The 20,015-nt window shown below is 61.1% G+C and carries 18 protein-coding genes and 1 riboswitch; of the genes, 6 read left to right on the top strand and 12 right to left on the bottom strand.

Annotated elements, in window-relative coordinates; translation table 11 throughout:
- Positions 1 to 8: 8 nt before the first annotated feature.
- From ACA071_RS02675 to ACA071_RS02645, 7 genes are all read right to left on the bottom strand, one after another.
- Positions 9 to 530: a retropepsin-like aspartic protease family protein gene (locus ACA071_RS02675; RefSeq protein WP_497643018.1), complete on the bottom strand. Its 522-nt coding sequence runs from the start codon at positions 528 to 530 to the stop codon at positions 9 to 11.
- On the bottom strand, positions 527 to 1,516 hold the full coding sequence (locus tag ACA071_RS02670; protein WP_497643017.1) for an esterase-like activity of phytase family protein: 990 nt from the start codon (positions 1,514 to 1,516) through the stop codon (positions 527 to 529). The genes ACA071_RS02675 and ACA071_RS02670 overlap by 4 nt, the downstream gene beginning before the upstream one ends.
- Positions 1,516 to 3,420, bottom strand: a complete 1,905-nt coding sequence (parE, locus tag ACA071_RS02665; protein ID WP_497643016.1) for a DNA topoisomerase IV subunit B — start codon at positions 3,418 to 3,420, stop codon at positions 1,516 to 1,518. The genes ACA071_RS02670 and parE overlap by 1 nt, the downstream gene beginning before the upstream one ends.
- Before the next feature lie 42 nt (positions 3,421 to 3,462).
- The gene (locus ACA071_RS02660; protein WP_497643015.1) at positions 3,463 to 4,071 is read right to left on the bottom strand and encodes a YqiA/YcfP family alpha/beta fold hydrolase; all 609 of its coding nucleotides are present in this window, start codon (positions 4,069 to 4,071) and stop codon (positions 3,463 to 3,465) included.
- A 189-nt stretch (positions 4,072 to 4,260) separates the two neighbouring features.
- Positions 4,261 to 5,076: a 3',5'-cyclic-AMP phosphodiesterase gene (cpdA, locus tag ACA071_RS02655; protein WP_497643014.1), complete on the bottom strand. Its 816-nt coding sequence runs from the start codon at positions 5,074 to 5,076 to the stop codon at positions 4,261 to 4,263.
- A 99-nt stretch (positions 5,077 to 5,175) separates the two neighbouring features.
- On the bottom strand, positions 5,176 to 5,628 hold the full coding sequence (locus tag ACA071_RS02650; RefSeq protein WP_497643013.1) for a DUF1249 domain-containing protein: 453 nt from the start codon (positions 5,626 to 5,628) through the stop codon (positions 5,176 to 5,178).
- Positions 5,619 to 6,236: an NUDIX domain-containing protein gene (locus ACA071_RS02645; RefSeq protein ID WP_497643012.1), complete on the bottom strand. Its 618-nt coding sequence runs from the start codon at positions 6,234 to 6,236 to the stop codon at positions 5,619 to 5,621. The genes ACA071_RS02650 and ACA071_RS02645 overlap by 10 nt, the downstream gene beginning before the upstream one ends.
- A gap of 214 nt (positions 6,237 to 6,450) precedes the next feature.
- Here ACA071_RS02645 and ACA071_RS02640 point away from each other — a divergent pair, with 214 nt between their 5' ends.
- Positions 6,451 to 7,194: an RsiV family protein gene (locus ACA071_RS02640; protein WP_497643011.1), complete on the top strand. Its 744-nt coding sequence runs from the start codon at positions 6,451 to 6,453 to the stop codon at positions 7,192 to 7,194.
- On the opposite strand, the gene cytX is transcribed toward ACA071_RS02640, so the two are convergent.
- Positions 7,163 to 8,455: a putative hydroxymethylpyrimidine transporter CytX gene (gene cytX, locus ACA071_RS02635; protein WP_497643010.1), complete on the bottom strand. Its 1,293-nt coding sequence runs from the start codon at positions 8,453 to 8,455 to the stop codon at positions 7,163 to 7,165. The two genes, ACA071_RS02640 and cytX, sit on opposite strands and share 32 nt — an antisense overlap.
- Before the next feature lie 162 nt (positions 8,456 to 8,617).
- The gene (thiC, locus tag ACA071_RS02630; RefSeq protein WP_497643009.1) at positions 8,618 to 10,507 is read right to left on the bottom strand and encodes a phosphomethylpyrimidine synthase ThiC; all 1,890 of its coding nucleotides are present in this window, start codon (positions 10,505 to 10,507) and stop codon (positions 8,618 to 8,620) included.
- A gap of 174 nt (positions 10,508 to 10,681) precedes the next feature.
- A riboswitch (TPP riboswitch) is annotated at positions 10,682 to 10,787 on the bottom strand.
- Between the two features lie 192 nt (positions 10,788 to 10,979).
- Here thiC and ACA071_RS02625 point away from each other — a divergent pair.
- Entirely contained in the window at positions 10,980 to 12,419 is a 1,440-nt protein-coding gene (locus ACA071_RS02625) for a TolC family outer membrane protein (RefSeq protein WP_497643008.1), read from the top strand.
- A gap of 101 nt (positions 12,420 to 12,520) precedes the next feature.
- Here ACA071_RS02625 and waaA read toward each other — a convergent pair whose 3' ends face one another.
- Both waaA and ACA071_RS02615 read right to left on the bottom strand, forming a co-directional pair.
- Positions 12,521 to 13,798 carry a lipid IV(A) 3-deoxy-D-manno-octulosonic acid transferase gene (waaA, locus tag ACA071_RS02620; protein ID WP_497643007.1) on the bottom strand — a complete coding sequence of 426 codons (1,278 nt, stop codon included), beginning with the start codon at positions 13,796 to 13,798 and terminating at the stop codon, positions 12,521 to 12,523.
- The gene (locus ACA071_RS02615) at positions 13,791 to 14,711 is read right to left on the bottom strand and encodes a LysR family transcriptional regulator (RefSeq protein WP_497643006.1); all 921 of its coding nucleotides are present in this window, start codon (positions 14,709 to 14,711) and stop codon (positions 13,791 to 13,793) included. The genes waaA and ACA071_RS02615 overlap by 8 nt, the downstream gene beginning before the upstream one ends.
- A gap of 103 nt (positions 14,712 to 14,814) precedes the next feature.
- Here ACA071_RS02615 and ACA071_RS02610 point away from each other — a divergent pair, with 103 nt between their 5' ends.
- The 4 genes from ACA071_RS02610 (at position 14,815) to ACA071_RS02595 (ending at position 18,328) form a co-directional block, all read left to right on the top strand.
- Entirely contained in the window at positions 14,815 to 15,147 is a 333-nt protein-coding gene (locus ACA071_RS02610; protein WP_497643005.1) for a DMT family transporter, read from the top strand.
- Between the two features lie 195 nt (positions 15,148 to 15,342).
- On the top strand, positions 15,343 to 16,518 hold the full coding sequence (locus ACA071_RS02605) for an NAD(P)/FAD-dependent oxidoreductase (RefSeq protein ID WP_497643004.1): 1,176 nt from the start codon (positions 15,343 to 15,345) through the stop codon (positions 16,516 to 16,518).
- The gene (locus tag ACA071_RS02600) at positions 16,515 to 17,327 is read left to right on the top strand and encodes an aldo/keto reductase (RefSeq protein ID WP_497643003.1); all 813 of its coding nucleotides are present in this window, start codon (positions 16,515 to 16,517) and stop codon (positions 17,325 to 17,327) included. The genes ACA071_RS02605 and ACA071_RS02600 overlap by 4 nt, the downstream gene beginning before the upstream one ends.
- A gap of 32 nt (positions 17,328 to 17,359) precedes the next feature.
- Positions 17,360 to 18,328 (top strand): metal ABC transporter ATPase, encoded by a 969-nt coding sequence (locus ACA071_RS02595; RefSeq protein ID WP_497643002.1) that lies wholly within the window; start codon positions 17,360 to 17,362, stop codon positions 18,326 to 18,328.
- 172 nt (positions 18,329 to 18,500) lie between these two features.
- Here ACA071_RS02595 and hldE read toward each other — a convergent pair whose 3' ends face one another.
- Positions 18,501 to 19,922 carry a bifunctional D-glycero-beta-D-manno-heptose-7-phosphate kinase/D-glycero-beta-D-manno-heptose 1-phosphate adenylyltransferase HldE gene (hldE, locus tag ACA071_RS02590; protein WP_497643001.1) on the bottom strand — a complete coding sequence of 474 codons (1,422 nt, stop codon included), beginning with the start codon at positions 19,920 to 19,922 and terminating at the stop codon, positions 18,501 to 18,503.
- Positions 19,923 to 20,015 lie beyond the last annotated feature (93 nt).

Genomic DNA, 20,015 nt, shown 5'->3' with positions numbered 1-20,015 from the left:
GGGCCTCATCATTTCGTTGTCTGGCGCAGCAGCATGGTGCCACCGCGCTGGGTAAATTCAAGTTTGTTCAGTGCGCTCATACCGAGCAGCACTTGATTGCCATCCAGCCCTGGCGCGACCAGCGCGCGAACATCACGCAGCACAATATCGCCCAGTTGCAGCCGGTCGATGCGGGTTCGATAACCCTGACTCAGACCGTTGGCGGTACTCAGGGTCACCCCGAAGCCCTCCTCCAGTTTCAGCCGTTCGGCCAGACTGGCCGGGATCGACACATCAGTCGCCCCGGTATCAAGCATGAAATCCACCGGCTGGCCGTTGATCTGGCCGCTGGCGACGAAATGACCCTGGCTGTTACCGACCAGTTTCACTTCGACAAATCCTTCGCCCTGCTGTGAAGTGACCACAGCATTGGGGTTCTGCTGACGCTGTTCCCATTGACCGAAAAACCGCGTAGCCAAAAACAGTGCTGCGCACCACGCCAGCACCATAAACACCCGACCGGCGCGTTTGCCCGGCGGTTGCTGACTCATGGTTTGGCGCTCCAGCCACCTTCCGGCGCGGCAAAGCGCCAGATAATCGGGCGGACCTCACCATCGGCGCGGGCACCGAAGTTATTGTCGACACCGATCCAGGCACCGTCAGCGTCGACGACCAACGCCTCTTCCAACCCGTAATTCTGTGAATAGCGCCGGTTTTTCTGCAACAGTTCGGCAGCGTACGACCAGCAGCGCTCGACTTTGGCCGTCTGCGGGTCGCGGCGACAAATCTGATAGGCATTGCGCTCGAGGGTAAACAGCTTGCCGTTGAACAATGACAGGTCGGAAAAATCCCGGTTAACCGCTCGGGCCCTGGGAAACTGCGGCGGTTGCATTTCCATGCCCGCCTCGCTCAGCAGCACGCAACCACCGTCACAATCCCACACTGTCTGTTTGCGCTTGATTAGCAGCAGGCCACGGCTTTGACGTTCGGCGGCAAGCCACATCTGATCGCCTGCCGGATTGATCGCCAGGCCCTCAAAGAGTGCATTGAATTGCAGCAACATGCCGCGGGCCCGTGCTTCGCGAACCATCATGGGTGAGATTTTCAACCATGAAGGGGGTCCCATTGGCGGCACTTGCAATACGGCTGCATGGCCTTCGCTGACAATGTAACGATTGCCGGCGCTGTCGCAGCTGATGCCTTCGAAATCCAGATCTCCGCCCCGCACGAAAGAGGCCGCCCAGGTCCGCGAACGCAACCCCCAGGGCAAACCGGTGTCCGGCACAGGAGGTACGTCAATGCGCACCGTTTCGGCTTGCCAGGTGCTGGCGGTTGTATCGAGACGATAGATTTGATCATCGTCGCGATCGGAAACCGTCCACAGGTCCTTGCCACACTGGGCGAGCCCCGACAGGTTGCCGCCGCGCATGCCATCGACGGCATGTTCGGACACCACGCGCAGCTCTGGCGCCGGCTCGGCGGACACCGTAAACGAGGTCAGCAGTAACGCACACGCCAGGGCACAGCCAACCCGCATCAGCCCAGAACCTCGGCCAGGTTGCCTTTGGATTCCAGCCACGACTTGCGATCACCGGCGCGTTTCTTCGCCAGCAGCATGTCCATCATTTCCGAGGTCGCTTCGAAATCGTCCAGCGTCAGCTGCACCAGGCGCCGTGTGTTCGGGTCCATGGTGGTTTCGCGCAGTTGCGGCGGGTTCATTTCGCCCAGACCTTTGAATCGAGTGACCTGTGGCTTGCCGCGCTTCTTCTCGGCCACCAGGCGATCGAGGATGCCATCGCGCTCGGCTTCGTCGAGGGCGTAGTAAATCTCTTTGCCCAGGTCGATGCGGTACAGCGGCGGCATCGCGACGTAGACGTGACCGGCATCCACCAACGGGCGGAAATGCTGGACGAACAACGCACAGAGCAGCGTGGCAATGTGCAGACCGTCGGAGTCGGCGTCGGCGAGGATGCAGATTTTGCCGTAACGCAACTGGGCGATGTCCGCGGAGCCCGGATCGACACCAATGGCCACGGCAATGTTGTGCACTTCCTGGCTGGCCAGCACTTCGCTGCCATCGACTTCCCAGGTGTTCAGAATCTTGCCGCGCAACGGCAGGATCGCTTGAAACTCTTTGTCCCGCGCCTGCTTGGCCGAACCACCAGCGGAATCACCTTCCACCAGAAACAGCTCGGAACGCATCGGGTCCTGCCCGGCGCAGTCGGCGAGTTTGCCCGGCAACGCCGGACCTGCAGTGACGCGCTTGCGTTCGACCTTCTTGCTTGCCTTGAGACGACGGCCGGCGTTGTTGATCGCCAGTTCCGCCAGCAGCATGCCGGTTTCCGGGTGGGCGTTGAGCCACAGGCTGAACGCGTCCTTGACCACACCGGAAACAAACGCCGCCGCTTCACGGGACGACAGGCGTTCCTTGGTCTGGCCGGAGAATTGCGGCTCCTGCATTTTCATCGACAGGACGAAGGCAATACGCTCCCAGACGTCTTCCGGCGCCAGCTTCACGCCACGTGGCAGCAGGCTGCGGAATTCGCAGAACTCGCGCATCGCATCGAGCAAACCCTGACGCAAACCGTTGACGTGGGTGCCGCCCTGGGCCGTCGGGATCAGGTTGACGTAGCTTTCCTGCACGCTGTCGCCACCTTCCGGCAACCACAGCAGCGCCCAATCCACCGCTTCTTTATTACCGGCCAGGCTGCCGCAGAACGGCTCGTCCGGCAGACGTTCGAAGCCGTTGACCGCGTCCACCAGGTAGGAGCGCAGGCCGTCTTCGTAGTGCCATTCGACTTTTTCGCCGCTGGCCTTGTCTTCAAAACTGACCAGCAACCCCGGGCACAGAACGGCCTTGGCCTTGAGCACGTGCTTGAGGCGGCTGATGGAGAATTTCGGTGAATCGAAGTATTTCGGGTCCGGCGCGAAGAACACACTGGTGCCGGTGTTGCGCTTGCCGACGGTGCCAATGACTTCCAGCTCGGTTTTCTTGTAACCGTCGGCGAAGGTCATCTGGTATTCGTTGCCGTCACGCTTGACGCGCACCCGGACTTCGTTCGACAAGGCGTTGACCACGGAAATACCCACCCCGTGCAAACCGCCGGAGAACTGGTAGTTCTTGTTGGAAAACTTGCCACCCGCGTGAAGCTTGGTGAGGATCAGCTCGACCCCGGAAACGCCCTCTTCCGGGTGAATGTCCACCGGCATGCCACGGCCATCATCGCTGACTTCCAGGGAGTGATCGGCGTGCAGGATGACCTGCACCGACGTTGCATGCCCGGCCAAGGCTTCGTCGACGCTGTTGTCGATGACTTCCTGGGCGAGGTGGTTCGGCCGACTGGTGTCGGTGTACATGCCGGGGCGTTTGCGCACCGGGTCGAGGCCCGAGAGGACTTCGATGGCGTCTGCGTTATAAGAGCTAGCGCTGGGAGTGGCCATGGGGTCTCGTCGTCAGTGTTCGTTTAAATAAGGGGCGATGATTCACAGAGCGGTGAAATCGATCGACTGATACAAATCTGCGCCGATGCCGGCAAAACTCAACATGGCCGGCAATTGCTCGGCAAAACCCTGGAAACTATGGTCGCCGCCGGCCTGGATGCGCAAGGCACACGTCCGGTAGTACTGCTGGGCGAGGCGATAGTCCAGCGTTTCATCGCCGGTCTGCAACCACACCTGATAGCGCTGCGGGTCCCGGGGCGCCGGCACTTCCAGCTCGGCCAGGGCCGTCACGTGGTCGTGGGTCAATTCCCAGGCTTCATCGGTATACAGGTTTTTCTGCGTTCCCAGATACCCGTCAAACATCCGGTGCGGACTGACGGCAGGGTTGATCAACAGAGCCTTGAGGCCATGGTGCTCGGCCAAGTGAGTGGCATAGTAGCCGCCGAGTGAGCTGCCGACCAGCAGTGGCCGCCCAAGCTCCTCGATCGCCCGGTTTAGCTGACCGATGGCCTCGCGCGGGTGGTGATGCAAGGCCGGAACCTGCAATTGGTCGCTCAGGCCCAGGCGGTCCATCACTTTGATCAACTGGCAGGCCTTTTTCGAAGCGGGCGCGCTGTTGAAACCGTGGATATAAAGGATCGAACCGGACATTTGAACTCCCTGGGCGTCGGGTAAAGAGGCGCAGTTTACAGGGAGACGGGAAATGTTGGGCACCAGCATCCATCGAAATGAACATGGTGCGTAGAAGCTGCCGAAGGCTGCGATCTTTTGATCTTGCTTTTAAAAAACAAAGTCAAAAGATCGCAGCCTCGTTGCACTCGACAGCTCCTACGGGGGCAATCAATAGCCGTCGGAGCCGTAATCAACCGTAAAGTCGAAGCCCGTGACACGCTCAACACCGGTTTCAATCAGGCCATCTGGCATAAGTCGCAACCACCGATACCCCGGCGCCTGCTCCCCAACCTTGAAATCCTCGCTGCCCGGTTCGAACTGAATGCAGGTCGACGGCGATGCAATCAGCCGCACACCCTCGCGCATCTGGTCGATCTCTTGATGCACATGCCCCCACAAAACCGCGCGCACCTGCGGAAACCGGTCCAGCACCGCAAACAGTCCCTCAGGGTTGCGCAATCCGATCGGCTCCATCCACGCACAGCCAATCGACACCGGATGATGATGGAAGCACACCAGGTGATGCCGCTCCGGCGCCTCGCTCAATGAGCGCGCCAGCAACTGCAACTGTTCATCCTGCAAGTACCCCGGCACCGAGCCCGGCACCGCGGAATCGAGCAGCGTCACCCGCCAGTTACCGATGTCCACCACCGGCTCCAGCAGCGCGCTCTGCACCGCCGCTTCAGCCATGATTTGCGGTTCATCGTGATTGCCGGGAATCCAGCGTGCAGGGGCATCGAGCTGCCGGGTCAGGTCGCGAAACTGCTGGTAGGACTCCAACGTCCCGTCCTGGGAAATATCGCCGCTAGCGACGATTAGATCGATCTGCGGCTGCTGCTGGCGCACTAGCTCGATGACCTTTTGCAGGCTCTCGCGCGTATTCATGCCCAGCAACGTGCCGTCCGCCTCGGCGAACAAGTGACTGTCGGACAGCTGCACCAGCAACGCCGAATCGGCGGTGGTCAATGTGGATACGCTCGGCAAGGCGTTCTCCCAGGGCGTGATCACGGAGTTGGATAGAGGCCGCAATTATGCTGGGGGAAGACCAAAAGAGGAAACCTGTGAACCGGACGCAGTTCACAACTACCGAACGACTGCGTACTCGTGCCCACACGCCAGACAGTGACTCAGCCATTCCCCCAGGAACAGATTGAGCTGGGCCTTTTCATCCGGCTGATGCATCGCGGCATTCGGGTAAGGATAGATGCCCCGGAAGCGTCTTGCATGTTCGGCGCTGACGACTTCTGCCATGCAGGCATCGTGGTAGACCTGGACTTCCAGTTGCGGCACCGGCAGCCACGGCAGGCTATGTTCCTGGCGCACTTGCAGGGTGGTGGTGTACGGGTTGACTTGCAGCACTTCCAGCGCCAGCACGCCGAGCATCTGGTCGCCCTGGGTCACGGCAATACGCCGTGCCTCGGGCTCGTTGCGCATGTCCGGCAGCAGTCGCATCAAACGCGCGTAGTTCGCCTCGCAGGAGGCTTGCAGCCCCACGAGGTCCACCCGATAGCGATCGCGCAGCTTGTTTACGACCATAGCCCCCTCACTTCAGCGCGGTTCAAAGCAAGCCATTGCAAAGCAATGATGCTGGCCGCGTTGGCAATTCGTCCGTCGCGTACGGCCTGCAGGGCATCTTCAAAGGCCCAGACCGTGACGCGGATATCTTCCGCTTCTTCTGCCAGTCCATGCAGGCCGCCTACTCCATTCGTTTCGCAACGCCCCAAGTACAGATGCACAAATTCGTTGCTGCCGCCCGGCGATGGAAAATATTGGGTCATCGGCCACAGCGCCCCGAACACAAGCCCAGCTTCCTCCTGCGCTTCGCGGTGAGCAACTTCTTCCGGTTCTTCGTCTTTATCGATCAGACCGGCGACCAACTCGATCAGCCACGGGTTGCTGGTCTTGCCCATGGCGCCGACCCGAAACTGCTCGATCAACACCACTTCATCACGCTGCGGATCGTACGGCAGCACGCACACCGCATCGTGACGCACGAATACTTCACGATTGATCTCGCGACTCATGCCGCCGGCGAATAATTCATGGCGCAAATGCAGGCGATCGAGCTTGTAGAAGCCCGCGTAGCACTGTTCACGTCGAACGATTTCAACGGTGGTCGGAATGGCGTTGGCAAAATCAGTCATGGCAATCCTCGTTTACTGCTTATCCGTGACGAGGTTCCAACCTCGACTTCGCGCCATCCTAACGCGCGGTTGATGTTTGATGCAGCCCCTTTACTGTCAGCGGGATAGACGGTGAGGGCGAAACCAACTCTAATTAGCTTAGTGGCGAACTGACTGCTTCGTTGACAGTCGAAGCGGTAACTTTTCGCCTTTCCCTGTTTTATGAAGGACGCCCATGTCGCTTTTTAAAATCGCCTCCGTGGCCGCCATCGCCCTGACACTGGGCGCTTGCCAGAGCCTGTTCCAACCCAACTACCGGACGCCGCTGGAAACCACCCGCGATGCTTCGGAAATACTGAAGCCGGGTTGCACCACGCCTGACTGCCCGCTGGTGAACATCGATACCCTGCGATTCCCGGCCGAGCCACAGCTGGACGGCATCGTTGAAAAAAACCTGCTGCAATTGGCCCGCACCCCGGACGCCCCGGCGGCGCCGACCCTGGCCGCCTATCGCGATCAGTTTTTGAGCACCGCAGCGCCGCGCTCCAGCAGCTACTTGCAAGCCAAAGTACGTGAGCAGCATGACGGCTTGGTGATCGTCGAGTTTTCCAGCTATCTGGACACCGGCGGCGCCCATGGCACCCCGGGCCGCAGCTTCATCAACTATTCGCGCCAGCAGCATAAAGTGCTGACCTTGTCGGACATGTTGCTGCCGGGTCAGGAAGAAGCGTTCTGGAAAGCCGCGCAAGTGGCGCACAACAGCTGGCTGATCAGCACCAAGCTCGATCAGGAAGCGGATTTCCTGAAAACCTGGCATTTCCAGAAAACCCAGAACGTGGCGCTGACCTACGGTGGGGTGATCCTCAAGTACGAAGTGAGCACCATCGCGCCTTACGCGTTGGGCCACATCGAACTGAAGATCCCCTACCCGCGCCTCAATGGCATTCTCAAGCCCGAGCTGTTTCCCGGCCGTAACTGAAGGCTCGACCGAGCACGAGTTGCAGCAACCCTGCCAGAATCAACGACGGCAGGGTTGCGCCGACATCCGGATACAGATTGGCCAGCAAATGATAGGTGCTCACCCCGCCCAACCAGGCGAGCAACGCCGGCCAGCGCAATGCGGCTGACGCGACCTGAGCACCGCGCTTGCGCAGGATGAAGTGATCCACCAGCACCACGCCGAACAGCGGCGCAAACACCGAACCGATCAACAGCAGGAAGTTCTGGTACTGGGCCAATGGCGCCAGGCACGCAATCAATGTGCAGATGACACCAATCGCCAGAGCCAAATGCTCGACTTTCAAGCGCAACAGAATCCCGCTCGACACCGCCGCCGAATGAATATCGGCAAAGGCGTTTTCCGACTCGTCCAGCAGAATCAGCAGCAGCGGAATCCCCAGGCCAGCACCGGCCAGCGCCAACAGCAAGGCATTCACTTCACCGCTCGGCGCAAACGCCAGGGTGTAGGCCACGCCCAGGCTCATCAGCCAGAAGTTACCGATAAAGAAGCCCAGCGCGGTGCCGCCGAAGACGTTTTTCGCACGCTTGCCGAAACGCGAGTAGTCGGCAATCAGCGGCAGCCAGGACAGCGGCATCGCGATGGCAATGTCGAAACCCACGGCAAACGGCATCGAACCATCACCGGCCTGCGCCCACAACGCGGCCAGGTCAGCCTTGGCGAACAGGTTCCAGGTCAGCCAGATGCACGCGGCGAGCAGCAGCCATATGCCCCACTTGCGCAGGATCTGCCGCACGAAGGTCAGCGGGCCGCTGACGGCGAGCAAGGTCGCCAAGCCACCGAAGAATACGGTCCAGAGCAACGGGTTCGACAGCAAACTGCCTTCGCTGAACGCCCGGGCGCCGAGCAGGCTGGCAGCGTCGCGCATGACGATGATTTCGAACGAACCCCAACCGATCAGTTGCAGCAGGTTCAGCACCGCCGGCAGGCTCGCGCCATGTTTGCCGAGGCTGAGTTTGAGCGCGGCCATCGACGACAGGCCGGTGTCGCTGCCGATCACGCCGACTGCCGCCAGCAGCAAAACGCCGACCAGCGTGCCGAGGAAGATCGCCAGCAACGAGCCGGACAAGCCCAGACCTGGCGCGAGCAGAGCGCCGGTCTGCAAGACCATCAGGCCGATGCCGAGGGAGAACCACAGGGAAAACAGATCGCGTCCGCCGAAGACACGTTTGTCTTTTGGCACCGCGATATCAGGGGAATAAGTGCTGGGTTGAATGCTCAAGGGTGTTATCTCAGAGGGACATTTTGTTGTTGTGTTGACCCGCGATGATCGTTCCCACGCTCCGCGTGGGAATGCCTCCTGTGACGCTCTGCGTCACGCTTTGGGACGCGAAGCGTCCCGGGCTGCATTCCCACGCGGAGCGTGGGAACGATCAGTGCTGGATCAAACCTTCTTGTACAGCTGACTGCCTTCCTGTTTGAACCGCTCAGCCTGTTCCGCCAATCCCTGGGCGACTTCGGCATCAATCGTTTCGATCCGCTGGTTGGCCGCGTATTCGCGGACTTCCTGGGTGATTTTCATCGAGCAGAATTTCGGCCCGCACATGGAGCAGAAGTGCGCGACCTTGGCCGAATCCTTCGGCAGGGTTTCATCGTGATACGAACGTGCGGTGTCCGGATCGAGGCCCAGGTTGAACTGGTCTTCCCAACGGAATTCGAAACGCGCCTTGCTCAAGGCATTGTCGCGAATCTGTGCGCCCGGATGCCCTTTCGCCAGATCGGCGGCATGCGCGGCGATCTTGTAGGTGATGATCCCGGTCTTCACGTCATCCTTGTTCGGCAGGCCCAAGTGTTCCTTCGGCGTGACGTAGCACAGCATGGCGCAACCGAACCAGCCGATCATCGCCGCACCGATGCCGGAGGTGATGTGGTCGTAGCCCGGCGCGATGTCGGTGGTCAGCGGGCCGAGAGTGTAGAACGGCGCCTCGTCGCAGCACTCGAGCTGCTTGTCCATGTTCTCTTTGATCAACTGCATCGGCACGTGGCCCGGGCCTTCGATCATGCACTGCACGTCGTGCTTCCAGGCGATCTTGGTCAGCTCGCCGAGGGTTTCCAGCTCACCGAATTGCGCAGCATCGTTGGCGTCGGCAATCGAGCCCGGACGCAGGCCGTCGCCCAGCGAGAAGCTGACGTCGTAGGCCTTCATGATTTCGCAGATGTCTTCGAAATGGGTGTAGAGGAAGTTCTCTTTGTGATGCGCCAGGCACCACTTGGCCATGATCGAACCACCACGCGAAACGATGCCGGTCACGCGTTTGGCGGTCAGCGGCACGTAGCGCAGCAGCACGCCGGCGTGGATGGTGAAGTAGTCGACGCCCTGCTCGGCCTGCTCGATCAGCGTGTCGCGGAACAGCTCCCAGGTCAGGTCTTCGGCAGCGCCGTCGACTTTTTCCAGGGCCTGGTAAATCGGAACCGTACCGATCGGCACCGGCGAGTTACGGATGATCCACTCGCGGGTTTCGTGAATGTGCTTGCCAGTGGACAGGTCCATGACCGTGTCCGAACCCCAGCGAATCCCCCAGGTCAGTTTCGCCACTTCTTCTTCGATGGACGAACCCAAAGCACTGTTGCCGATGTTGCCGTTGATCTTCACCAGGAAGTTACGGCCGATGATCATCGGTTCCAGTTCGGTGTGGTTGATGTTGGCTGGAATGATCGCGCGGCCACGGGCGATCTCGTCACGGACAAATTCCGGAGTGATGATTTTCGGCACGCTGGCACCGAAGCTGTAACCGGCATGTTGCTGGTCCAGCAGCCCGGCGGCGCGGGCCACTTCGAGCTTCATGTTTTCGCGGATGGCGACGTATTCCATCTCGGCGGTGATGATGCCTTGGCGGGCGTAGTGCATCTGGCTGACGTTGGCCCCGGCCTTGGCGCGGCGCGGGTTGTTGACGTGGGCGAAACGCAGCTTGGTCAACTCTGCGTCGGCGAGACGTTCCTGGCCGAAGTTGGAGCTCAGGCCGGGCAGGCGTTCGGTATCGCCACGGGACTCGATCCACGGCGAGCGAATATCGCCCAGGCCTTTGCGCACGTCGATGATGACGTTGGGGTCGGTGTACGGGCCCGAGGTGTCGTAGACCACGACAGGTGCGTTGATCTCGCCGCCGAAGTCGGTCGGAGTCACATCGAGGCTGATTTCGCGCATCGGCACGAGGATGTCCGGGCGGGAGCCCTGGACATAGATTTTTTGCGAGCGGGTAAACGGTTGAACCGACTGTTGATCGACTTGGGCCGAATCACTCAGGTTCGTCGTATTTTTTAGTTTTATCGTCATCACGGGCTCTCCAGACAGCATCCAGGCAGTGGAATTTTGTCGGAGCGAACCTGTAACGAATGGACGCGACCAATCAGCGATAGCAATAACAATGCTGTTGGTGCTGTGCTCAGTGCTCGAGGGGTGTTCGATTGTCGAACAACATCCCGGACGAAGCACAAGAGGACTCGCCGGGTGACGAGAAATCTTGTTCCCTACGCAGGCGCTAACCTGATCAGGTTCAACGGGATCCGAAATTATTCGATCTCAGCCTCATAGCAAGGCACCCCGACAAGAACCCGGCCAGTCTAGACACAACTGGCAAAGAACGCCAACACCGGAGTAAACACCGTGATGAATGGCGCAATTAACGGATTGTTGCGGTTCGCGCGCGCAACTACACTCGCTACGCTGTGCCGCGCCTTGACGCTGTGCAGGCTGCGCCGTACCTTTGGCGCTCAAATTATCAGCGTAATTTTTTAGGGATGGCCGCATGCTGCGCAAACTCTCACTGGCCCTTGCCGTGTCTTGTGCTTCCAATGGAATGGCCTGGGCAGCAGAAGCGCCCTTATCCACCAAGACCGATCTGGTCAGCGTCTACCAGGAAGCCGTGGATAACAACGCCGACCTGGCTGCCGCCCGCGCCCAATACGGCGCCCAGAAAGAAGTCGTGCCCCAGGCCCGCGCCGGCCTGCTGCCGAACCTCTCGGGCGGGGCCAACCTGAGCTCCGTGCGCACCCAGATCGATCAACCGTCGGCGACCGCCAACCGCGATGCCCATTCCTATCAGGCGACGTTGTCCCAGCCTTTGTTCCGCGCTGATCGCTGGTTCCAGTTCCAGGCGGCCAAAGACGTCAACGAGCAAGCCTCGCTGCAACTGTCGGCCACCGAACAGAATCTGATCCTGCAATCGGCAGAAAGCTATTTCAACGTGCTGCGCAGCCAGGACAACCTGGCCTCGACCAAGGCTGAAGAAGCAGCGTTCAAGCGTCAGCTCGACCAGTCCAACGAGCGCTTCGATGTCGGCCTGTCGGACAAGACCGACGTGCTGCAATCCCAGGCCAGCTACGACACCGCGCGGGCCAACCGTATCCTCGCCCAGCGTCAGGTGGATGACGCATTCGAAGCCCTGATCACCCTGACCAACCGTCAGTACAACTCGATCCAGGGCATCGTCCATACCTTGCCGATCCTGCCGCCGGCGCCGAACGACGCCAAGGCCTGGGTCGACACCGCTGCCAAACAGAACCTCAATCTGCTGGCCAGCAACTACGCCGTCAGCGCCGCCGAAGAAACCCTCAAGCAACGCAAGGCCGGCCACGCGCCGACCCTCGATGCGGTGGCCAAATACGAAAAGGGTGACAACGACGCGCTGGGTTTCAGCAACCCGAACGCCTTCGGCCAGCCTTACGGCGGCAACGTCGAGCAGACCACCGTCGGCTTGCAAGTGAACATCCCGATCTACAGCGGCGGCCTGATCAACTCCCAGGTGCGCGAGTCCTTCGCACGCCTTGACCAGTCCGAGCAGCAGCGCGAGCAGCTGCGTCGGCAAGTGGTGGAAAACACCCGCAACCTGCACCGCGCGGTGAACACCGACGTCGAACAGGTGCAGGCGCGCAAGCAGTCGATCATTTCCAACCAGAGCGCCGTAGAAGCAACCGAAATCGGTTATCAGGTGGGCACGCGCAACATCGTCGACGTGCTCGATGCCCAGCGCCAGCTGTACACCTCGGTGCGCAACTACAACAACACCCGCTACGACTACATCCTCGACAACCTGCGCCTGAAGCAAGCGGCGGGTACGTTGAACCCGGGGGATTTGCAGGATTTGTCGCGCTATCTCAAGGCTGACTACAACCCGGACAAAGACTTCCTGCCACCGGATCTGGCCAAGGCTGCGGCGGAGCAGCTCAAGGCTCGGCCGGGTCAGTAAAAGCAAAAGATCGCAGCCTTCGGCAGCGCCTACATTGGGATGGATGTACACCCTGTAGGAGCTGCCGAAGGCTGCGATCTTTTTGTTTCAGCCGCCCTGGTTTAACGGTTGATCAATCGTCCAAGGCCATCCAGCAACCGCTGCAACGCGCCCTGATTGGTGCGCATCACTTTCAACCCCGCCTCTGCCATGCGCTGCGCATCTCGCGGCAATTCGAATAACCGCTGCACCGCTAGCGCCAGCCCTTCGGCATCCTCCACTTCCTGCAATGCCCCGGCGCTGCGCAACTGTGCGGCGATTTCGAGGAAGTTGAACAGGTGCGGGCCGGTCAATACAGGCTTGGCCAGTGCCGCCGGTTCCAGCAGGTTATGCCCGCCGTTCGGCACCAGGCTGCCACCGACAAACGCGCTGTCGGCCAACGCATAGAGAAACAGCAACTCGCCCATGGTGTCGCCCAGCAGCACCTGCGTATCGGCAGTGACCGGCTCGCCCGTGGAACGCCGCATCGTGGCAACTCCCTGCTGCTTGCACAACTCGAACACCGAATTGAAACGCTCCGGATGACGCGGCACCAGGATCAGCAACGTATCGGGATGACTGGCCAGCAATTGACGATGCGCCGCCAGCACCACTTCGTCTTCACCTTCGTGGGTACTCGCAGCGATCCACACCGGACGCTCCAGCGCCTGCCACTGTCCGCGCAACTCGGCGGCACGCTGGAGCAGTTGTGGATCGATGGTCAGGTCGAACTTAATCGAGCCGGTCACCTCGACCGTTTCCGGGCGCGCACCCAATGAACGAAAGCGCTCGGCTTCGGCCTCGGTCTGCACCGCGAACAGGCTCATCTCGGCGAGCATCGGCCCGGTCAGTTTATGGAAGCGGCCATAGCCCTTGGCCGAACGTTCGGACAGCCGCGCATTGGCCAGCGCCACGGGAATCCCACGCTTGGCGCACTGGTGAATGTGGTTGGGCCACAGCTCGGTTTCCATGATCACTGCCAGTTTCGGCTGGACCCGATCGAGGAACCGCGCCGCCGCACACGGCAAGTCATAGGGTAAATAGCAGTGCTGAATGCGCGGCTCGTTGGCGAACAGCGCCTGGATGCGCTCCGAGCCGGTCGGGGTCATGCAGGTCACGGTGATCGGCAACGCTGGATAACGCTGCAACAAGGCGCGAATCATTGGCGCCGCCGCAATGCTTTCGCCCACGGACACGGCGTGCACCCAGATGCCGCCCGGCTGCATCGCCGGCAAGCCGAAGGAGAAGCGCTCACCAATGCGCTTGGCATACGCCGGCGCTTTGCGCGAACGCAACCATAGCCGAATCGCTACCAATGGCAGCCCCAGGTAAAACAGCGCGGTGTAGAGAGTTCTATTCATGGCGGCGGAGTTTATCGGGTTTTAAGCCGATCGCCTGCAAGTGCACGGCAAAACGTTCGGCCAACCAGCGAGCGGCCGGGCCAAGCGGCTCGTCGCGCCGCCACACCAGTTCCACCACCAGGGCTGGCGGGGTCCATTCGCTGACCAGTTCGACCATTTGATTCTGATACGTCGGGTACTGCACCACGTGCCGCGGCAGCCAGGCCCAGCCGAGGCCGCGCACCAGCCATTCGGCCATCACATAGAAGCTGTCGGCACGCCAGACTTGCGGGCTGGCCGGCTCACTGCCGGGATAAACGCTGGACTCGGTGGACATCAGCAACTGGCGATGCTGAGCCAGTTGCTGGCAATCCACTTCGCCCATGCCCGCCAATGGATGGCCCTTGCCGCACACGGTGACCATTTCGACGCTGCCGAGCACTCGTCGCTCAAGCGCTTCGGGGATCTGATCGTGGAAGAACAGCAGCCCCAGATCCGCCCGACGTTCCACCAGTTTGCGCGCGACATCACCTTGGGCGGCGCTGGTCAGTTGCACTTCAAGGCTGGGGAATTTTTCCGCCAGGGCTTCGAAGCTTTCGATGATCGGCTGATAAGGCATGGCCTCATCCTGCGCCACCCGCAGGCGCGCCTCCTGGCCACGCATCATCGCCAGCGCCCGACCATTCAAACGCTCGCACTGGCGCAGCACCTCCCGCGCCTCTTCCAACAAGGCACTGCCGGCTTCTGTGAGTTTCGGCTGGCGGCCGCTGCTGCGATCGAACAGGCTCACGCCCAAGTCCTCCTCCAACAACGCAATCGAGCTACTGACCGCCGACTGCGCCTTGCGCTGATCCCGGGCCACCGCCGAAAACGAACGCTGTTCCGCTACGCTGACAAACAACCGCAGTTGTTCCAGATTCCATTGCATGTTCATGGCTCAACCCATCTCCCCGGCAGATAGGTAATGACTTTACCCCATCTGGGGAATCTCTAGAATGCCGACCTCAGAGAGCAACACTTCATACGAGGATTGACCCATGACCGCTTACTACTACCTGGCCATCGCCATCTGCGCCGAAGTGATTGCCACTGTTTCGATGAAAGCGGTCAAAGGCTTCAGCACGCCACTGCCACTGATCCTGGTGATCGTCGGCTACGGCATCGCCTTCTGGATGCTGACCCTGGTGGTGCGCAGTGTGCCGGTGGGGGTGGCGTACGCGGTGTGGGCCGGCATGGGGATTGTGATGGTCAGCGTGGCGGCGCTGTTTATCTATGGGCAGAAACTGGATGTGCCGGCGATGTTGGGGATGGGGTTGATTGTGTTGGGTGTTGCGGTCATTCAGCTCTTCTCCAAAACCGCCGGGCATTGATCCGCGGCTTTATGTAGCAGCTGCCGAAGGCTGCTTCCGGTTACGAAGCAGTCGTAAACCCTGACAACGCGATGCTTCAGACAGATCGAAGGCGAGGACTTCGTCCTCGAACGCAGCCTTCGGCAGCGGCTACAAAGTTTGCGTCCGGCATGAATCTGTATACTGCGCCCTCGTCTTGAACACTGAGGTCGCTGCATGCCATCCGTTATTTCCACCGACGTTCTGATTGTCGGCGCTGGAGTCGCTGGCCTCTGGCTGAATGCGCGTCTGCGCCGCCAGGGTTTTTCGACCGTGCTGGTGGAAAGCGCCAGCCTCGGTGGCGGGCAGAGCGTGAAGTCCCAGGGCATCATCCACGGCGGCGCCAAGTACGCGCTGCACGGTGCCCTGACCGGCGCCTCGGAAGCCATCGCCGACATGCCGCGTCGCTGGCGTGAAGCGCTGGCCGGTGACGGCGAGCTGGATCTGAGCGGCGTTCGCCTGTTGTCCGAAGCCCATTACCTCTGGTCCCCCGGCACGATTGCCGGCAACCTCACCAGTTTCTTCGCCAGCAAAGCCGTGCGCGGCCGGGTCGATCAGGTCAAGGGCGATCAACTGCCGCCGGCCCTGCAAGACAAGCGCTTCAAGGGCAAGGTGTATCGCCTGGCCGAACTGGTGATCGACGTACCGAGCCTGATCCAGCGCCTGGCCGATCTGGCGGGCGATGGTCTGCTCGCCGGGCAAACGATCGAACCGCTGCTGGAAGGTGGAATCCTGGCCGGACTGAAAGTCGACGGACGCGAGATTCGCGCCCAGCGCATCGTCCTCAGTGCCGGTGGCGGAACGGCCGCGCTGCTTGAAGCTTTGGGGTTGAGCCAACCCGCCATGCAGCGCCGGCCGTTGCACATGATCATCGCCAAAGGCCCGAGCCTCAAACCGCTGTACGCCCACTGCCTGGGCGGCGGCACCAAACCGCGCATCACGGTGACAACCCATCCGGCCGCCGATGGCCAGTGGGTCTGGTACCTGGGCGGCGACATCGCCGAAGCCGAAGGCGTCGCCCGCGAACCCGCCGAGCAAATTGCCACGGCGCAAAAAGAACTTGGCCAATTGCTGCCGTGGATTGACCTGAGCACCGTGCAATGGGCGACCTTGCGTGTGGACCGCGCCGAGCCGCTGCAAACCGGCCTGACCCGTCCGGACAACGCCTTCCTTGCCGAACAAGGTCGGCTGCTGGTTGGCTGGCCGACCAAACTGGCACTCGCGCCGGACTTCGCTGACCGGGTGATCGCCAGCCTGACCCGCGACGGCATCCAACCCGGCCCGGCAGCGCCGCTGCCCGACCTGCCAAAACCACCGATGGGCGTCCCGGCCTGGGAGCAACTGCTGCCATGAGCGTATCGACCTTACATGACCTGCATCGCCCACTCGGCAACACCGGCCTGCTGGTTTCACCGCTGGGCCTGGGCACCGTGAAACTCGGCCGCGATCAAGGGGTGAAGTACCCAAACGGCTTCCAGATTCCGGACGATGACGAAGCGCGCATGCTGCTCAAACTCGCCCGCGACATGGGCATCAACCTGATCGACACCGCCCCGGCCTATGGTCGCAGCGAAGAACGCCTCGGCCCATTGCTGCGCGGTCAGCGGCAGGACTGGGTGATCGTCAGCAAGGTCGGCGAAGAGTTTGTCGACGGCCAGTCGAGCCACGACTTCAGTGCTGCCCATACCCGGCGCTCGGTGGAGCGCAGCCTGCAACGTCTGGAAACGGATTTTATCGACCTGGTGCTGGTGCACTCTGATGGCGATGACCTTAGGATCCTCAACGACTGCGAGGTCTACGCGACCCTCGCCGAACTCAAGAACGAAGGCAAGATTCGCGGCTTCGGCTTTTCCGGAAAAACCGTCGAAGGCGGCTTGAAGGCTCTGGAACAAGGTGATTGCGCCATGGTCACCTACAATCTGAACGAACAGAACGAGAAAGCCGTCATTGACTATGCTGCCGCCCATGGCAAAGCGATCCTGGTCAAGAAGGCCCTCGCCAGTGGTCACGTCTGCCTGAGCCCTGGCGTGGACCCGGTGCGCGCCAGCTTCGAGTTGTTGTTCCAACATCCGGGTGTTGCCAGTGCTATTGTCGGGACCATCAATCCGCTGCACCTCGCCCACAACGTCGCGACCGTTGCCCAGGTCCTACGTAGAAACTGATGCCGCCCACGCGGCCTTAAGCAGGAGCCGACATGCCGCGTACGCTCATTAGAAAGAACCCGAGCAACTTCAAGACCCTGCCGTTGTACGTCGAAGCGACTCCCGAAGGCTTGAGTTATCAAAGCGTCGGGATGCCGCTGAATTTCTCCCAAACCCTGCAACGTCGTCGCCCGGTCACCGTGGCTGACACCGAGCGCTTTGCCCTGGAGCTGGCCAATCTCGGGGTTTCGGTGCGCCTGACCCTGCATTGGCAGAATCGCGATTACTGGGTGCTGGTGCGTCAGCGCCGCCAGGATCGCGGCGACGTGGTACTCAAGCTGATTTCCGGTTACGTGCCGGCCCATGAGCTGAACCTGCCGCTGCACACGGCGATCCAGGAGATCGCCGAAGAGTGCCTGCTGGAAACCCCGGAAGGCTGGCTGACCGGGCGTTTTAATGACACCTGGCTCCCGGCGCCCTACGCGTCAGCACTGCATTATCGTGAAGCCCTGCCGTTTCGCCTGACACCGTTATCCGGCTCGGCGCGGCCGGTGCGTTGCGCCAATATGCAGTTGATCGAACGGCCCCGGGCTTATGTGCACTTGCCGACCGCGTCCTTGCAACTGATCTACGATCTGCGCCTGGATGCGCCCAAGGAAGCCAAGTCCCTGAGCCTGTTCCATGTTGACGAACGACTGGAAGGTGATCAGTTGGTGGCGCGGCTGGATCGCAAGCGTCCGGACTTGTACTTGATGCCGCTGGAGGATGGCCAGCCGATGGCTGAGCTGTATACCTTGAAGAAGGATCAGCTGTACCCGGCGAGTACGCGCGGGTTGTACCTGGCGGAGAGCTTTGCCCAGCAGGAAGGCTGGCTGGTGCGCGATGAGCGGATTCGCTGGAAGGATTGGGTGCGGCAGCAGGGGCTGACGCCGCCGGGGAAGGATTCAGGGTTGGCGCGGTTGCGCGGGAAGGCCAAGCAATTGTTGAAGAAGATCGTGCCGCGCAAGAAAGTCGGCTCTTAAAAGCAAAAGATCGCAGCCTTCGGCAGCTCCTACAGGGTTATGTGTACACCTGTGTTTGATCGTTCCCACGCTCCGCGTGGGAATGCAGCCCGGGACGCTCCGCGTCCCCACAGCGGACGCAGAGCGTCCATTGAGGCATTCCCACGCAGAGCGTGGGAACGATCATCCGGGGTCAGTTATTACGGATCTTCTCGACAATTGCAGTCGTCGAGCTGTTTTCCACCAGCCCCAGCACTTTCACCGTCCCGCCGTATGCGGTGACGATGTCTGCGCCGACCACCTGGTCGATCCCGTAATCCCCACCCTTGACCAACACGTCCGGCTTGACCTCGCGCAGCAGGTTTTCCGGGGTGCCTTCAGGGAAGCTGATCACCCAATCCACCGCGCCCAGACCGGCCAGTACCGCCATGCGCCGGTCAACGCTGTTGATCGGACGACCCGGCCCTTTCAAGCGGCTCACCGAGGCATCGTCGTTGACCGCGACGATCAGACGATCGCCCTGGGCCCGCGCCTGCTCAAGGTAGGTCACGTGGCCGGCATGCAGAATGTCGAAGCAACCGTTGGTGAAGACAATCCGCTCGTTGTGCGCACGCGCATCGTCGACCGCCAGCAGCAATTGCTCAAGACCGAGCACACCGCGCTCGGAACCTTCTTCACGCTGGATGGCGCGACGCAGTTCCGGTGCGCTGATGCACGCCGTACCGAGCTTGCCGACCACGATGCCCGCCGCCAGGTTGGCCAGGGCCACGGCGTGGGGCAGTTCTTCGCCAGCGGCAATCGCTGCCGCCAGGGTCGAAATCACCGTATCGCCGGCGCCGGTCACGTCAAACACTTCACGGGCGCGGGCTGGCAAGTGCAGAGCCGGATGATCCGGGCGCAACAACGTCATGCCGTGCTCGCCACGGGTCACCAGCAAGGCGCCGAGGTCGAGGTCGTGCATCAGGGTCGCGCCCTTGCTCACCAATTCGTGCTCATCGGCGCAACCGCCGACGATGGCTTCGAATTCGCTGAGGTTCGGCGTGATCAGGCTCGCACCGCGGTAGATCGAGAAATCCTTGCCCTTGGGATCAGCCAGCACCGGAATGCCACGGGCACGGGCGGCCTGGATCAGCACCTGATGATTTTTCAGCGCGCCTTTGCCGTAGTCGGACAGCACCAGCACCTTGATGCCTTCGAGCAATTCGTCGACCTGTTCGCCCAGCGCCAGGGCGTCGGTGGCGAAGGGTTCTTCGAAGTCGATACGCAGCAATTGCTGGTGACGGCTCATGACCCGCAGCTTGACGATGGTCGGCTGGTGCGCAATGCGCTGGAACAACGCCCGCACGCCAGCACCCTTGAGGCTATTGGCCAGGCTGTCGGCGGCTTCGTCGTCGCCGGTCACGCCGACCAGCGAAGCCGGGGCGCCGAGGGCGGCGATGTTGAGAGCAACGTTGGCGGCACCGCCCGGGCGGTCCTCGATTTGCTCGACCTTGACCACCGGTACCGGCGCCTCAGGGGAAATCCGTGAGGTACCACCATGCCAGTAACGGTCGAGCATGACATCGCCGACCACCAAGACAGGGGCTTGATCGAATCGCGGCATGGACAACTTCATGGAGCAACCCACATACAAAATGAACAGGGCCGCGATATTAACACAGGGTTGGTGAAGGCTTGCGTGACGGCTGCAACAGGATGAATTGGCTGA

The sequence above is a fragment of the Pseudomonas sp. LBUM1646 genome (assembly GCF_059716165.1).
Note: the sequence above shows the minus strand (reverse complement) of the source record. Positions and strands in the feature narration are given on the sequence as shown.